The sequence below is a fragment of the Microbispora sp. GKU 823 genome (genome assembly GCF_002027145.1).
Lineage (GTDB): Bacteria > Actinomycetota > Actinomycetes > Streptosporangiales > Streptosporangiaceae > Microbispora > Microbispora siamensis.
In genome coordinates, this window is record NZ_MWJN01000095.1 from 21107 (window position 1) to 34747 (window position 13641).

17 protein-coding genes are annotated in these 13641 nt (G+C 70.8%); 11 read left to right on the forward strand and 6 right to left on the reverse strand.

Annotated elements, in window-relative coordinates; translation table 11 throughout:
• Window positions 1-10 precede the first annotated feature (10 nt).
• The 3 genes from B1L11_RS34680 (at window position 11) to B1L11_RS34690 (ending at window position 3171) form a co-directional block, all read left to right on the forward strand.
• Window positions 11-565 carry a TetR/AcrR family transcriptional regulator gene (locus B1L11_RS34680; protein ID WP_079319548.1) on the forward strand — a complete coding sequence of 185 codons (555 nt, stop codon included), beginning with the start codon at window positions 11-13 and terminating at the stop codon, window positions 563-565.
• Between the two features lie 93 nt (window positions 566-658).
• Complete coding sequence (locus B1L11_RS34685) at window positions 659-1510, forward strand: Sua5/YciO/YrdC/YwlC family protein (RefSeq protein WP_079319549.1); 852 nt, start codon at window positions 659-661, stop codon at window positions 1508-1510.
• Window positions 1511-1608: 98 nt separating this feature from the next.
• Window positions 1609-3171 carry a hypothetical protein gene (locus tag B1L11_RS34690; RefSeq protein ID WP_143737760.1) on the forward strand — a complete coding sequence of 521 codons (1563 nt, stop codon included), beginning with the start codon at window positions 1609-1611 and terminating at the stop codon, window positions 3169-3171.
• A gap of 19 nt (window positions 3172-3190) precedes the next feature.
• Here the strand turns inward: B1L11_RS34690 and B1L11_RS34695 are convergent, their stop codons facing one another.
• Window positions 3191-3547: a hypothetical protein gene (locus B1L11_RS34695; protein ID WP_079319551.1), complete on the reverse strand. Its 357-nt coding sequence runs from the start codon at window positions 3545-3547 to the stop codon at window positions 3191-3193.
• 262 nt (window positions 3548-3809) lie between these two features.
• Between B1L11_RS34695 and B1L11_RS52680 the strand changes: the two genes are divergently transcribed.
• Complete coding sequence (locus B1L11_RS52680; protein WP_256863143.1) at window positions 3810-4244, forward strand: hypothetical protein; 435 nt, start codon at window positions 3810-3812, stop codon at window positions 4242-4244.
• An 80-nt stretch (window positions 4245-4324) separates the two neighbouring features.
• Complete coding sequence (locus B1L11_RS47365; RefSeq protein ID WP_079319552.1) at window positions 4325-4729, forward strand: hypothetical protein; 405 nt, start codon at window positions 4325-4327, stop codon at window positions 4727-4729.
• A gap of 4 nt (window positions 4730-4733) precedes the next feature.
• On the opposite strand, the gene B1L11_RS34710 is transcribed toward B1L11_RS47365, so the two are convergent.
• Genes B1L11_RS34710 through B1L11_RS34720 form a run of 3 tightly spaced genes read right to left on the reverse strand, consistent with a single transcriptional unit; the run spans window position 4734 to window position 7128 of the window.
• Window positions 4734-5087 (reverse strand): DUF742 domain-containing protein, encoded by a 354-nt coding sequence (locus B1L11_RS34710; RefSeq protein WP_079319553.1) that lies wholly within the window; start codon window positions 5085-5087, stop codon window positions 4734-4736.
• On the reverse strand, window positions 5084-5800 hold the full coding sequence (locus B1L11_RS34715; protein WP_079319554.1) for a sensor histidine kinase KdpD: 717 nt from the start codon (window positions 5798-5800) through the stop codon (window positions 5084-5086). Before B1L11_RS34715 ends, B1L11_RS34710 begins: the two co-directional genes overlap by 4 nt.
• Window positions 5776-7128: a nitrate- and nitrite sensing domain-containing protein gene (locus B1L11_RS34720; protein WP_179155463.1), complete on the reverse strand. Its 1353-nt coding sequence runs from the start codon at window positions 7126-7128 to the stop codon at window positions 5776-5778. Before B1L11_RS34720 ends, B1L11_RS34715 begins: the two co-directional genes overlap by 25 nt.
• Before the next feature lie 226 nt (window positions 7129-7354).
• On the opposite strand from B1L11_RS34720, the gene B1L11_RS52685 reads away from it, so the two are divergent.
• The 6 genes from B1L11_RS52685 (at window position 7355) to B1L11_RS34745 (ending at window position 12374) form a co-directional block, all read left to right on the forward strand.
• A complete protein-coding gene (locus tag B1L11_RS52685; protein ID WP_256863144.1) occupies window positions 7355-7966 on the forward strand; it encodes a DMT family transporter in 612 nt (203 codons plus the stop codon).
• Window positions 7912-8298 carry an EamA family transporter gene (locus B1L11_RS52690; protein ID WP_256863145.1) on the forward strand — a complete coding sequence of 129 codons (387 nt, stop codon included), beginning with the start codon at window positions 7912-7914 and terminating at the stop codon, window positions 8296-8298. The genes B1L11_RS52685 and B1L11_RS52690 overlap by 55 nt, the downstream gene beginning before the upstream one ends.
• A 19-nt stretch (window positions 8299-8317) precedes the next feature.
• Complete coding sequence (locus B1L11_RS34730; RefSeq protein WP_079319556.1) at window positions 8318-8932, forward strand: GntR family transcriptional regulator; 615 nt, start codon at window positions 8318-8320, stop codon at window positions 8930-8932.
• Window positions 8933-9008: 76 nt separating this feature from the next.
• Window positions 9009-9380 (forward strand): hypothetical protein, encoded by a 372-nt coding sequence (locus B1L11_RS34735; RefSeq protein ID WP_079319557.1) that lies wholly within the window; start codon window positions 9009-9011, stop codon window positions 9378-9380.
• Between the two features lie 458 nt (window positions 9381-9838).
• Complete coding sequence (locus B1L11_RS34740) at window positions 9839-11308, forward strand: sugar transferase (protein WP_079319558.1); 1470 nt, start codon at window positions 9839-9841, stop codon at window positions 11306-11308.
• Window position 11309: 1 nt separating this feature from the next.
• Entirely contained in the window at window positions 11310-12374 is a 1065-nt protein-coding gene (locus tag B1L11_RS34745) for a glucose-1-phosphate thymidylyltransferase (RefSeq protein ID WP_079319559.1), read from the forward strand.
• Here B1L11_RS34745 and B1L11_RS34750 read toward each other — a convergent pair.
• Together B1L11_RS34750 and B1L11_RS47370 are read right to left on the reverse strand one after the other, a co-directional pair.
• Window positions 12364-13284 (reverse strand): hypothetical protein, encoded by a 921-nt coding sequence (locus tag B1L11_RS34750; RefSeq protein WP_079319560.1) that lies wholly within the window; start codon window positions 13282-13284, stop codon window positions 12364-12366. The two genes, B1L11_RS34745 and B1L11_RS34750, sit on opposite strands and share 11 nt — an antisense overlap.
• Before the next feature lie 132 nt (window positions 13285-13416).
• Window positions 13417-13641: hypothetical protein (locus B1L11_RS47370; RefSeq protein ID WP_179155464.1), on the reverse strand; the 225-nt coding region annotated here is incomplete at its 5' end.

The window sequence follows — 13641 nt, forward strand, 5'->3', positions numbered from 1 at the left end:
GAGTCGTCACGTGGAGGGGACGCCGACGAGCCGGGCAGAGCGCCGGCGCCGCACCGAGGAGCGCATCCTGTCCGCCGCGCGGGCGATCTTCGCCGAGCGTGGCTTCCAGCGCACGACGATCCGGGCCGTGGCGGCGGCCGCGGAGGTCGATCCGGCCCTGGTCATGCAGTACTTCGGGTCGAAGCAGGAGCTGTTCGAGCAGGCCGTGCGGATCCCGTCGATCCCGCCGCTGGACGGCGAGCTGGAGCCGGTCGAGGAACTGCTGGGCAGGATCGGCATGAAGATGGGCCCGCTGCCCCAGGCGACGCTGGCGATGATGCGCTCCATGCTCACCCATCCCGACGCCGCCGAGGAGGTGCGCGGCAAGCTCGACGGCCAGGTGGCGCACCTGGCGGACGCGATGGGCTCCGGCGACGCGGAACTACGGGCCGCCCTGATGGTCAGCACGATGCTGGGCGTGACGATCGCCCATCAGTTGCTCGGCCTCACGGCCCTGCGCGACGCGTCCCCAGAACGGATCGCCGAGACCCTCCGCCCGTCCCTGCGCGCCCTCGCCGAGGGCTGAGCGGGCCCGTACGGCAACACCGCAGGTGGGGCGCTCCTGAGATTGCTGTGACCTGTGTGATTAGAGCGATTGGCCGGGGGCAGTGCCGCTTCCATGGTCATCTCGGCTTCCCCCCGCGCCCGGCGCAGCGAGCGGGGGCTCTGTCCGGCCTGCGTGCGCGAGCTGTTCGACCGGGCCGGCCGCAGGTACTTGTATCCACTCGTCTGCTGCGACGACTGCCGGCCGCCCGCCGCCGAGGCGCCCTCCACCGTCCTGTGCGAGGACTGCGGACGGGACAGCCGGGAGCCGGACGTCCGCAGGTCCGGATCCGTCGCGACGGGCTGCGCGGCCTGCGGCCCCGCCCTCCGGTGGGAGGCCGTCACGGGTGCGGACGCGCTGGCGGCGGCCGTCGCCGTGATCGCGGCCGGGGGAGTGGCCGGCGTGCACGACCTGTTCGCCGACCAGGTCGTCTGCGACGCCAGATCCGACCAGGCGCTGGCCCGCATGGACGGCGCGTCCGGACCGGTGCGCGTGCTGGTCAGGAACGTCTCGATGGCCCGGGAGGTGGCGAACCTGTCCGCGCCCGACATCCGCGCGCTGGTCGAGCGTGCCGAGCCCGCCACGCTGGTGCGGCTGCGCGAGCCGGTGCTTCCCCGGGCCGTACGGCGCGCGACGCCCGACGTCGACCTGTTCCTGCCGCGCACCCCGCTGCAGTATCTGCTCACCGCGCGCCTGGACGGCCCGCTGGCCGTGTGGGACCGGTCGGGCGAGCGAGCGGACGAGTGGCCGTGCGACGGGACGCTGACCGTGAGCGGGCTGGCGCGCGCCGGGCGTCAGAGCTGGACGACGGCGTTGCCGGCGCGTCTGGCGCTGGGTGGAACCTCCTCCGCGCAGACTGCCGCGCGGCCCTTCGTCAGACAGGAGCCGACCGCGAGTCCGGCGCCGTCGCCCATCGGCACCCCGTAGGCGCACCGGGGGTTATCCGACAAACGCGCTGTTTCATATTCGGGCGGCTTATCCTAAAAGTTACTGCCCTGCGGGTAAATGCCGTTTACGATCGGCGAATGCGTGATCGTCTTCGGAACGACCGCAATCATCCGGACATGGTGTCGAGCGCCCCGCAGGCGGCCTGGCTCGGCCACCCGGCGACCGTGGCGGCGATCGGCGTGCTGATCGTCAACGACCGGGTGCTGAAACCCCTGTGGCCGGGCGTGCTCACCGGCAAGCTCAGCGACCTCGCCGGCATGCTCGTCGCGCCCCCGCTGCTGGCCCTGCTCGCGGCGTACGCGGCCAGGATCGCGCGCCGCGTCCCGCCGGGCGACCGTACGGCGGCGGGGGCGATCGCGCTGACCGGGGCGCTGTTCGCCTGGATGAAGGCGACCGAGACCGGCGCGGAGGCGGCGGCCCGGGCGTGGGCGGTGCTCGTGCCGTCATCCCGGGTGGTGGCCGACCCCACCGACCTGCTCGCCCTCCCGGTCCTGGCCGTCGCGTGGCTGGTGTGGCGGCGCGCGGCCCTTCCCACACGCCGGGACGCCGCACGGGCCCGCGTGCTGGTGGTGCTGCCCGCCGCGGTCTTCGCGGTGACGGCGACCAGCGCGCTGCCCCCCGCGCCGTCCGCCCAGGCGGTCGAGGTGCGTGACGGGGAGATCGCGGTCGTGGTGCCGGACTGGTTCACGATCGCCAGCGGGGACGGTGGGAGGTCGTGGCACGAGTGGACGGGCTCTCCGTCCCCGTCTGCGTCCCCCTCTGCGTCTCCGTCGCCGTCTCCGTCCTCCTCTCCGGCGACCCGGGCGTGCGTGCCGGCCGACCCGAGGCGCTGTTACCGGGTCGTACCGGGCCGGCTCGGGGTCGAGCAGACCGCGGACGGGGGAGCGACCTGGACGGTCGCCTGGGAGATCTCCAGAGGCAGACAGGGCTGGCTCGACCGGGTCTACGAGAATCCCGATTCCCTGGGCAAGCGCAGCGGCCCGGCCGCCTCCCTGGCCGTCGCCGTCCAGGCGGTGCCCGGCGGCCACGTCGTCGCCGTGGCGAACGGGACCGACGGGGTCGCCCTGCGCGACGTGTCGGGACGGTGGCGGCGGCTGGGCTTTTCCGAGTACGACCCGGAGAGGGCACTGCTGTCGGAGGACGCCGCGGCTCCCCTCGCCTCCCCCGGAGAGTGGATCGACACCGAGTTGGGGGTCGCCGTCCTCGTGGCGCTCGGGGCGCTGCTGGCGGCCCTCGGCACGACGGCGGGGGCACGTAGGTGGCCGGTCAGGTTCTGGATCTGCGCCGCGATCATGTGGACGAGCGTCCTGCTGGTCGTGACGGCGGACGGGATGATCACCGGCCTCATATCTCTCGCGCTCTTCGTGCCCATGTTCGCGGTCGGCACCGCCGGCGTTCTCGCCGTCTGGCTGCGGTGGCGGCCGAGGGGGACCCCTCTCCTGCTCGCGGCGCCCGCCGCGTTCGCCGCCGTCTTCCTGCCGTTCCTGGGCTGGAGTGCGGGCCTGCCCGACGACTACGGCGTCGCGGTGCTGCTCGCGATCCTGCTCTGCGCGGCGGTCCTGGTCGTCGCCGTACGCGTGGCCGTACGGGCGCGGACGCGCACCCGGAGGGAGCGGGCCCTGCCCGTTCCTCCCGGGTGAACCGATTCGCGTGATCCGATCAGGCGTTGGCGCAGATGGCGTAGACGCTGATGCCGACGGTGTTGTAGTAGTTCTGCCGGCCGAGCGCGATCCATCCGGTGCCGTCCGGGGTGGGGAAGCTGCCCACGAGGACCGCGTCGTTGCCCTGCGCCTCGCCGCCGCCGCCCACGGCGCGCTTGCCCGCGGGGCAGTACACGGTGCGCCGGGTGAAGTTCGGCACGTTCGCGTTGGGCAGCGTCACGACCTGGTAGCCGTCGACGACGGTGCGGGACGTGGTCTGCGGCCCCCCGTCGGCCAGCGCGGCTGCGCCCGCGCCGGTGACCGTGAGCCCGGCGAGGACCAGCGCGCCCGTCGTGATTGCGTGAACAAATCGCACGTAAAAGCTCCGTTGTGTCGGAAATGACCGGATTTCGAACCGAAGAATCGGGGGTGAAGGGCGCGAACGCCGTCCCCGTCGGTTCCGTGGCCACACCTACCCTTGATCGTCTTCCGTCACACTCCGCAATGTTGTATTTACTATTCGTGGTGAATGTGTCGGCGCCGGCATGACACAAGGTCACGACCGTCCATGCCGGGCCCGGCGCGGCGCCGGGGGCGGCCGTTCCCCTGTGGGTACGTTCCTGCTCGGGAGGATCGCCATGAGAAAGATCGTCGCTGTCGCCGTGCTCGCTGCGATGACCATGCTCGGCACGGTCGCCGCGGTAGCCTCGGTGGCCGCCGGGACCGGCGGCCACCCGAGGACCGGCCCGTGGGCCGGGAGTCCGCCGCAGGCGCCCGCGCCGCCCAAGGGGGGCGTGAAGCGTCAGGAGGTGAGCCAGAAGCAGTACGACATCCTCATCGGCCAATGCCGCTACCCGAAGACGCCGGAGGCGCGGCAACGCTGCCGCACGCAGGTGCGCGAGCAGTACAAGGTGGGCGCGTTCAACCCGAACCTCGACTGCCGCACGTACTCCGGGGTCAGCGTGTGCGGTGTGCTCGAACTCAGCGCCGCGCAGCGCTCCTGCGTCGAGGAGTCGGTGAGCGGCGGGCTGACCCGCCGGCGAGCCGAGGTGGAGTGCTACGCCTTCCGCTGAGGCCGCCTTTCTCGGCGAAATCTGCGGTCCAATCTAAATATTTGGCTAAACCGCAACTTTCCGTGATCTACCCTGCGGGGGTGGACGCCAACAGTCAGGGTGCCGCCGAACTCCTGGAAGCGCTGATGCGAACGGCGGCGCGGTTCAGCGAGATGGGGCGGTCCGTCTCCCGCGACTTCTTCCCCCACGTCCGCGTCGAGCCCGTCTCCGACCTGGCCGGGCCCGCCGTACGGCTCGGCGCCGCGCTGGCGCTCCCGGGGCACGACCTCGTGTTCGAGACCGCCGTCGCGGTCGCCGACGGGACTTTCAGCGTGCGGGGCGACCTCGTGCTGGACGGCGAGGAGCAGATCCTGGTCCTGCCGTCCGTCGAGACCGCCGACCCGGTCGCGTGCGCGGCCATGCTGGACCGGTACGTCGACGAGCTGACGACACCGGCCCGCTGGCACGTGCAGAGGCTCATCGAGTCCTGCGAAGCGGACTACTGACGCCTCACAGCGCCTGGAGTCCCTGGATCACCTCGCGGAGGATGCGTTCCTCGGGCAGCTGGGCGACCGTGGCCTGTGGCCGCGCGGTGATCAGCCCTTGGTCGCGCAGGTCGCCCAGCAGGATGCGCACGACGTTCAGCGACAGGCCGAGCTCCGAGGCCAGGTCGGCCACGGAGAGGGGGATCCGGCACAGCTGCAGGATCCGCCAGTGCTCGGGGGCCAGCCCGGAGATCCCGCTGTACGCCGCGGGAGCCGTCCTGATGATGGTCATCAGGTCGAAGTCCGGCCCGCTCGGGCGCGTACGGCCACGGGTGAGCGTGTAGGGGCGCAGCAGCGGCCCGTCCTCGTGCTCGGTCACGACTCCTCCTGACCGCGTTGCCAGCCCGCCTGGAAGGAGGAGAACAGGTCGGCCCGCTCCTCCTTGAGCTGCGGCGCCAGGTTGGCCTGCCGCACCCGGCGGGGGGAGGGAGTCCCCGGCGCGCCGATCGGCGGCGTGAGGGCCAGGGCTGGGGGCGAGGTCTCCGGCTGGGCGAGGCGCTCGACCACCGGCTCCCTGTTCTCGTTCTCCACCACGATCTCCTGCGGGAGCAGGAGCACGGCGCTCGTCCCGCCGTACGGCGAGGTGCGCAGGGAGACGCGGATGTTGTGCCGCCGGGCCAGCAGCCCGACGACGAACAGCCCGAGCCTGTCGCTGTCGGCCAGGTCGAACTCCGGCGGGTCGGCGAGCCGCGCGTTGAGGTGCGCCAGCTCCTCCGGGGGGATGCCGAGCCCGCGGTCCTCCACCTCGATGGCGAAGCCCCGGGCCACCATCTCCCCTCTGACCAGCACGCGGGTCTGCGGCGGGGAGAAGACCGTGGCGTTCTCGATCAGCTCGGCGAGCAGGTGGACGACGTCGGTGACGCTGCTGCCCGCGAGCGAGTACCCGTGCGGCATGTTCACGTCCACCCGCAGGTAGTCCTCCACCTCCTCGGTGGCGGCGCGGGCCACGTCGTACAGCCTGACCGGGTTGCGCCAGCCGCGGCCGGGCACGGCGCCGGACAGGATGATCAGGCCCTCCGCGTGACGGCGCATGCGGGTGGTGAGGTGGTCGACGCCGAACAGCCGTTCCAGCAGGTCGGGGTCGTGATCTCCTTCTCCAGGCCGTCCAGCATGCCGAGCTGGCGCTGCAGCAGCGACTGGCTGCGCCGGGCCAGGTTCAGGAAGACCTTGTTGACGCCCTTGCGCAGCTCGGCCTGGCCGACGGCCGCCTCGATCGCGGTGTGCTGCACCGAGGTGAAGGCGCGGCCGACGTTCTCGATCTCGACGGTGTCGCTGGCCTGGGCCATCGGCGGGGTCTCGGCCGCCACGTCGACGTCCTCGCCGCGCCGCAGCCGCCGTACGAGGTCGGGCAGCCGCCGCCCGGCCAGGTCGGCCGCGGCGCGGTGCAGGGTGCTCAGCTCGCCGGTCACCGTACGGGCGAACCGGAAGGAGATGAACGCGGTCGCGAGCACGGCCGCCAGGCCGAGCGCGCCGACGATGCCGATGTTCCAGAGCACGCCCTGGGCCAGCGGCACGGCGCGGGCGGCGGTGGCGTCGGCGGCCGCGTTGGTCGTCTCGGTGAGCTGGCGGGTCAGGGCCTGGGCCGTCGTCGGCCAGGCGATCGCCTCCGGGGGGAGCGGCTGGCCCGGCCGCACCCTGGCGATCACGTCGTCCTCCAGAGAGACGAACGACGTGTAGACCGGGGTGGAGTTCAGCGTGCCGTACTGCTTGAGCAGGCCGGCGTCGAGCTGGCTCGTGCCGAGCTGGTAGAGCAGGCGGCGCTTGCCGACCATCCCGGAGAAGGCGTCCCGCTCGTCCTGCGTCATCCGCCCGGACGCCTGCGCGCCCAGCACGAGCGCGGACTGCTGGCTCACCAGCTCGCGGCTGCGGGTGATCAGGATGAGCGCCTTGGTCTGCTCGATGATGTCGATGTCCGGGGAGATCATCAGCCGGTCGTAGACCTGGTGGGCGGTCTCGACGACGGCGCTGTACTCCTCGATCACGTCGAGGCGGGTGAGCCGCTGGTCGTCGACCTGGCCGCGCAGGACGTCGAGCCGGTCCATCTGCCTGATCAGGTCCTGGACCCGGTCCCACATGGCGGAAGGCGTCTCGTCCCGGGCCTGCTCCGACAGGCGGGTCAGCAGGACCGCGGTGGCGTCGGTCTTGCGGCGCTGCACCTGGAGGTCGGTACGCAGCGCAGAGGTGCGCCAGGCGAGGTAGCTCACCGACACGAACCGCTCGCTCTGCAGCTCGTTGATGGCCTCACTGACGGGATAGACGATGTTGTCGTAGACCTTCTGAATGCGCAGGAGCTGCTGCCCCTGCTCGATGGTCAGGGTGGCGGCGAACCCCCAGATCACCACCAGGGCGGTCACAGGCACCAGCAGGATCGCGAATATCTTGAAGCGGATGGACCGTTTCCGACCAGCCATCAGACCTGCCCGTCGGTTACACATGTGTTAACAGTGGCGAAACCCTAGCAATCCGTGAGCTGGGCCACCAGGGATCGTTCCTAACGACTTGGGCCACAGCCCCATATCAGGACAGTCTCGACGTTCCGGAAGAAAGCTCTTGCCTATCATTGTCTAGTTGTCAGACAATCCTTCCATGAACTCCAGATCGGGCCCGCTCGCGGTCGTCGCGGCGGCCGTCCTGTGGGGGACCGCGGGCACCGTGGGCGCCTTCGCCGCCGCCGGCTCCGTCTCGCTGGCCGCGGCCCGCCTCGTGCTCGGCGGGGCCCTGCTGGGCGCGTTGGCGCTGGTCAGCCACCGCCGGACCCGCCGCGCCTCCCGTGGAAACGTTCCGGCACGCTGGGCGCTGGTCCTGGGAGCCGCCGCCGTCGCGGCCTACCAACTGTGCTTCTTCGCCGCGGTCGCCAGGACGGGCGTGGCGATCGGCACGGTGGTGGCCATCGGCAGCGGCCCGGTCTTCACCGGGCTCCTGTCCTGGATCGCCGGGCGCGAGCGGCCGAGCGGGCGCTGGGCGCTCGCCACGGCCGCAGCCGTCGCCGGATGCGCGGTGCTCGTCACCGGCGGGGGAGGGGCGACCGGCGGCGCGGACGCGGGAGGCGTCGCGCTCGCCCTCCTCGGCGGGCTCCGTGTACGCCTTCTACGCGGTCGTGGCGGCCCGGGCCATCGGCAGGGGCATGGGAGTCGGGGATCGTCATGGGCGTTCTGTTCGGCGGCGCGGCCGTGCTCATGCTGCCGGTCCTCGTGCTGACCGGACCGGCCTGGCTCGCGCGCCCGGGTGGCCTGCTGGCCGCGCTCTACCTCGGCTGCGCCACGACCGGGCTGGCCTACCTCCTGTACGGCAGGGGCCTGCGCACGACTCCCGTCGCCACGGCGGCCACGCTCGCGCTGGCCGAGCCGGCCGTCGCGGCCCTGCTGGGCGTCGTGGCGTTGCACGAGCACCTGTCCCTCGTCTCGTGGGCCGGTCTGGTGCTGCTCGCCCTGGGGCTGGTCGTGGTGGCGCTGCCCGCCGGGGCGCGCACGCCGGACGCCCCCGCACCCGAGACGCCGAAAGCACCGGCCGGGAGCCGCCAGGGAGTGTGACCTTACTAGGCTCGGCACCGTGACCACGCTGAGGCCCGTCTCCACCGTCGAGGCGCTCGCCGCCGCGCTGCGCGAGCGGGTGCTGTCCGGGGACATCGAGCCGGGGGCCGCGCTGCCCGAGCAGGAGCTGTCCGCCCGGTACGGCGTGGCCCGCCCCACCGTGCGGGAGGCGCTGGCGCTGCTCGTCCACGAGGGACTGCTGCGGCGCGAGCGCAACCGCAGCGCGTACGTCCCGGTGATCACCTCCGCCGACCTGGCCGACCTCATGTACGTACGCGGGCCGCTGGAGGAACTGATGGCGCGGGCCGTCGCGGGGCGCCGGGTGACGGCGGCGGAGGAGGCGCTGGACCGCCTGTCCGGCCTGCCGCCGGGCGCGCCCTGGGCGGCCGTGGTGGCCGAGCACATGGCGCTGCACGAGGCGCTCGTCGCCGCGGCCGGCAGCCCCCGCCTGGAGCGCCTGTACGCCACGCTCGCGGCCGAGACGCGGCTCGGGCTGGTCGGGCTCAGGCACGCGTACGAGGATCCTCACGAGCTCGCGGCGGAGCACGCCGCGCTGCTGCGGGTCATCGCCGAGGGGCCGGCGGACGCGGCCGTCCACGCGGTGCGCGAGCACCTGCGGTGGCGGCACCCCTGAGCCACAAGGGTTTCCGGGCGGCCCAGGACGCCGATTCTCTTGCAGGGTGCCGCTTCAAGTCGTCACAATCGCGCCCATGCACGGCAACCCAGTGCCGGACACCTATGTGTACGTCACCGAAGAAGGCGTGACACGTCACTACGCCGACGGCAGCGTGGAGGCTCTCGCTTGGGAGGACGTGGTCGAGGTCCGCGTCGGCGCCCATGCCGGCCAGGATCCGCCAGGCCAGCCGGAGGACGTCTTCATCGTCCTGCTGGACCGTGAGGGCGAGGGCTGCGTGGTCCCGCACTCGGCGACCGACGCGAGCTTCCTGGCCCGGTTGCGCTATCTGCCGGACTTCGACCTCGACCGGCTGAGCACGGCGGTCGCGAGCGCCCGTTCCGACTACGTCGTCGTGTGGCGCAGCCCGGAGCCGCCGTCCCCGTTACCCGACCTCGAATACGACTAGAGATCAGGAGCGCCGTGCCGGCCCAGGTCGCACGCGTTCTCCGCGTCCACTCGCCGCAATCCGCTCATTGACAGCAACGGCAATGTCGAGTGCGATTTCAGAGTCGATTCGAACAGAGGGAATTTTTGGCGCATTGGTGCACACGAAAGCACAAATATGGTAATACTTCCCGTACAGGTGGCCGGGAAGGTCTGGATTACCCCTTACGGTCGAGTGAATAATACCGGTATATGACTTGATGGTGGTCGGTGGCGGCATCTTGGACCGTTCCCGTCAAGTCCTTCAGGTGGGCTAATTGCGACCAATTGTGGACAGGAGGCGTACGTTCCCTACTGGGCGGTCGCTGTCTAACATCATCTTCGTGCGGGCGCGCCCCGAATTTACTGAGGCGTGGGTCAACCATTGTGACCCGAGGGGCGTCAATCACCTGGACGGTCCGGCTACCTAGGCGCGGTGAGATGGAATCGCAGACGGAGTTGGCGGAATCGGGGTCTTTTCCCCGCGAAGTCCATGTGCGGCTGCCGGCGAACGTGTCGACGCGTTCCTATTCGAGAATCCTCCTGGTGGGAGACCTGCTCTGCGCGGCACTCGCCCTCGCCTGCGTCGAGTTCACCCGGCTGTGGTTCGGCGCGTTCATCCCGGTGTACGACATCGCGTTCGGCGCGACCCTGACGATCTTCTGGCCGGCGGTCGTGGGCGTCGCGGGCGGCTATCGCAGACGCACCCACGGTGAGGGGACGGAGGAGTTCCGCTCGGTCGCCCAGGCGGGCCTGGGACTCGTCGCGGCCGTCGCGATCGGGGCGTACCTCACCCAGACCAACGTGGCGCGCAGCTATGTCATGGCGATGCTGCCGCTCGTCACCGTGCTGACGTTGCTGTTCCGGCACCGCATGCGCAAACGGCTGCACCGCCTGCGCTCCAAGGGACAGCACATGCGGCCGATCGTGGCCGTGGGGCACCGGCAGTCCATACACGAACTGGTGCTGCAGCTCAGGCGACAGCCGTACCACGGCATGCGGGTGGTGGCGGCCTGCCTGCCGAACGCGCAGTACCGGAGGCAGCGCTCCGACGTCGACGGCGTGCCCGTGCTCGGAGACTTCAGGGACGTGCCCGCCGTGGTCGACAAGGTCGACGCCGAGGCGGTCGCGGTCCTCGCGTGTCCCGAACTCCACGGCGCCGCGCTGCGCCGCCTCGCCTGGGGGATCGAGTCGCGGGGGACCGACCTGTTCGTCGCCCCGGCGCTGATGGACGTCGCGGGGCCGCGCATCAGCGTCCGCCCCGTCGCGGGGATGCCGCTGCTGCACGTCGAGCACCCCGACCTCCAGGGCTCCCGGCGGCTCGTCAAGAACGCCTTCGACAAGATCGTGGCGGCCGCGTCGCTCCTGATCCTGGTCTTCCCGATGCTGGCCATCGCGGCGGTCGTCCGCGCCACCAGCCCCGGCCCCGTGCTGTTCCGGCAGACCAGGATCGGCAGGTACGGCCGCGAGTTCCACATGCTCAAGTTCCGCACCATGGTCGTGGACGCGGAGCGGCTCAGGCCGGTCCTGGCCGCGTCCAACGAATCGGACGGTGTGTTGTTCAAAATTCGGAACGATCCACGGATCACCCGCGTGGGTCATCTGCTGCGCCGTTACTCACTGGACGAGCTGCCCCAGCTCCTCAACGTGCTGCGCGGGGAGATGTCGCTCGTCGGGCCGCGCCCGCCGCTGCCCGCCGAGGTCGAACAGTACGGCACGGACGTGCACCGGCGCCTGGTCGTGCGGCCGGGCATGACCGGGCTGTGGCAGGTGAGCGGCAGATCGGACCTGTCCTGGGAGGAGTCAATCCGGCTCGACCTGCGGTACGTGGAGAACTGGTCGCTCATGCTGGACCTGCAGATCCTGTGGAAGACGTGGTCCGCGGTCACCGGCGGCAGGGGGGCCTACTGACATGAAGGCCCTCGTGCTCGCCGGCGGGTCCGGCACCCGGTTGCGGCCCATCACGCACACCCGGGCCAAGCAACTGGTCCCGGTGGCCAACAAACCCGTCCTGTTCTACGGCCTGGAGTCGATCGCCGCCGCCGGCATCGGCGAGGTCGGCATCGTCGTGGGAGACACCCAGGACGAGATCGAGGCGGCGGTGGGCGACGGGTCCGGATTCGGTCTGCAGGCCACCTACCTCCGCCAGGAGGCGCCGCTCGGGCTCGCGCACGCCGTGCTGATCGCCCGCGACTACCTCGGCGACGACGACTTCGTCATGTATCTCGGCGACAACTTCATCGTGGGCGGCATCGAGAGCCTGGTCGAACGCTTCCGCACGCGGCGGCCCAGCGCGCAGATCATGCTGACCCGGGTGTCGGATCCCCGCCAGTTCGGCGTCGCGGAACTGGACGCGGACGGCCGGGTCGTGCGCCTGGAGGAAAAGCCGCGCGAGCCGAAGAGCGACCTCGCCCTGGCGGGGGTCTACCTCTTCACCCCGGCCGTGCACGCGGCGGTGGCGGAGCTCAAGCCGTCCTGGCGGGGGGAGCTGGAGATCACCGACGCGATCCAGTGGCTCATCGACGCGGGCCACGACGTCGAGCCGTCGGTCATCTCGGGCTACTGGAAGGACACCGGGAACGTCACCGACATGCTCGAGGTGAACCGGCTCGTGCTCGAGTCCCTGGAGCCCCGGATCGAGGGCGATGTCGAGGACTGCGAGCTCATCGGCCGGGTGGTGGTGGAGGCCGGCGCCTCGGTGCGCCGCTCCCGCATCGTCGGCCCGGTGGTCATCGGCACTGGGACCGTCATCAGCGGTTCGTACGTCGGCCCGTTCACGTCGATCGGCGCCGACTGCGTGGTGAGCGGGAGCGAGATCGAGTATTCGATCGTGCTGTCCCGTGCGTCCATCGAGGGGGTCCGCCGGATCGAGGCGTCACTGATCGGGCACGACGTCGAGGTCACCCCAGCACCCGACACCCCGAAGGCTCATCGTCTGGTGCTGGGAGACCACAGCAAGGTTCAGATCAGCTCCTGAGCGGTTCCGATGCCTGGCGAGCCCGAATCAGGGCCTCGGCCTCGTACTCCAGAGCCAGTTCCTCGGGCATGGGGGCGAGGTCGGCACAACGCCTGAAATCCCGCAGCGTCGTGCCCGTGCACGCCGCGTCCACGTTGACCGCGCCCCGGCGCGCCCACACGTCGTCGATGTGCACAGTGCGGAAGTCGATGCTGAATCGGGTGCGGCCCGAGGTGTTGGGCACCGTCGAGTGCAGATGGGCGCCGGAGAAGAGCATGAAGCCGCCTGCCTCCGGCACGATCCGCACCTGCGGGTCGAGCTCCACCTCTTCCTCTGGTTTGGGCTGCTCGCGGGAGTCGCTGCGGATGTGCTGGGCGGCCGTGTGCCTGCTTGTAGCGTTCCATTCGGCGTAGTCATAGCGGGCGCTGCCGTTGGCGACGGGCCGGTCGAAGTAACGGGTGTGGAACGCCATGACGTTCTCCGGCACCACGGGATAGATCGGCATCCACCAGTTGATCTGGTTGAAGGGCGCGGAGTACCAGCAGTCGCGATGCGGGTGGAAAGCGTAGGAGATGCCGGAGGTCAGGTAGTCGTGGGAGGTGGACGTCCGCAACCGCGGAACGTCGAAGTAGGTCTTGTCCAACGAGCAGCCCACCTCTTCCAGGATGAGCGGCAGCAGTTTCTTGCACTGCGGATGGTGGATGAACCGCGGTTTGAGGTCGGCGAGCAGCCCGGCGAACCGCTCGACGTCCATCTCGTGCTGCGCGGTCTCCGGATCGAGCCCGCCGAAGGCCTCCTCGATCAACTCGCGGGCGAACAGCACCAGCTCGGCCGAGGCCGAGGTGGCCGAATAGACGAACACGTCTCCTCGGTAGAGGAGGTCACGCCGGTCGTCGTCATTCAGACTGCTCCCCGTGAACACCGTTGTCATGCGGCTCCCTAGGTCGTGTCCCTCAGATCCCTGCCTGGTCGCGCCATCGCCTGCCGTCCCAGAGGGGCCAGGTTCGCCGGACCGCCCGACGATTCGGTCATGGCGTCCCCTCCACCGCGGGCGCTGCCTCGCTCACCCCTGACAGGGAAGGTTCTTCACGGTGGAGGTCACGTTGTACTCATCGTCGATGGTGACCAGCCTGTTACCCGTCCAGTTCGTCTTCGAGCAGTCGGTGTCGGAGGGGCCGTAGTCCCACGCTTGGTTGACCACGGCGTTGTCGCGGACGACGGCGCCGGAGGCGGCTCTGACTCTGATGGTGTAGGTGCCGCCGATGAGCAGGTTGTTGGTGACCTGGAC

What these genes read in the sequence shown, in the direction of transcription:
- B1L11_RS34685 (WP_079319549.1), top strand. Translation starts at nt 659, where the DNA reads ATGGTCATCTCGGCTTCCCCCCGCGCCCGGCGCAGCGAGCGGGGGCTC.
- B1L11_RS52685 (WP_256863144.1), top strand. Translation starts at nt 7,355, where the DNA reads ATGAACTCCAGATCGGGCCCGCTCGCGGTCGTCGCGGCGGCCGTCCTG.
- B1L11_RS34735 (WP_079319557.1), top strand. Translation starts at nt 9,009, where the DNA reads ATGCACGGCAACCCAGTGCCGGACACCTATGTGTACGTCACCGAAGAA.
- B1L11_RS34745 (WP_079319559.1), top strand. Translation starts at nt 11,310, where the DNA reads ATGAAGGCCCTCGTGCTCGCCGGCGGGTCCGGCACCCGGTTGCGGCCC.
- B1L11_RS52680 (WP_256863143.1), top strand. Translation starts at nt 3,810, where the DNA reads ATGAGAAAGATCGTCGCTGTCGCCGTGCTCGCTGCGATGACCATGCTC.
- B1L11_RS34715 (WP_079319554.1), bottom strand. Translation starts at nt 5,800, where the DNA reads ATGCGCCGTCACGCGGAGGGCCTGATCATCCTGTCCGGCGCCGTGCCC.
- B1L11_RS34750 (WP_079319560.1), bottom strand. Translation starts at nt 13,284, where the DNA reads ATGACAACGGTGTTCACGGGGAGCAGTCTGAATGACGACGACCGGCGT.
- B1L11_RS52690 (WP_256863145.1), top strand. Translation starts at nt 7,912, where the DNA reads ATGGGCGTTCTGTTCGGCGGCGCGGCCGTGCTCATGCTGCCGGTCCTC.
- B1L11_RS34690 (WP_143737760.1), top strand. Translation starts at nt 1,609, where the DNA reads ATGCGTGATCGTCTTCGGAACGACCGCAATCATCCGGACATGGTGTCG.
- B1L11_RS34740 (WP_079319558.1), top strand. Translation starts at nt 9,839, where the DNA reads ATGGAATCGCAGACGGAGTTGGCGGAATCGGGGTCTTTTCCCCGCGAA.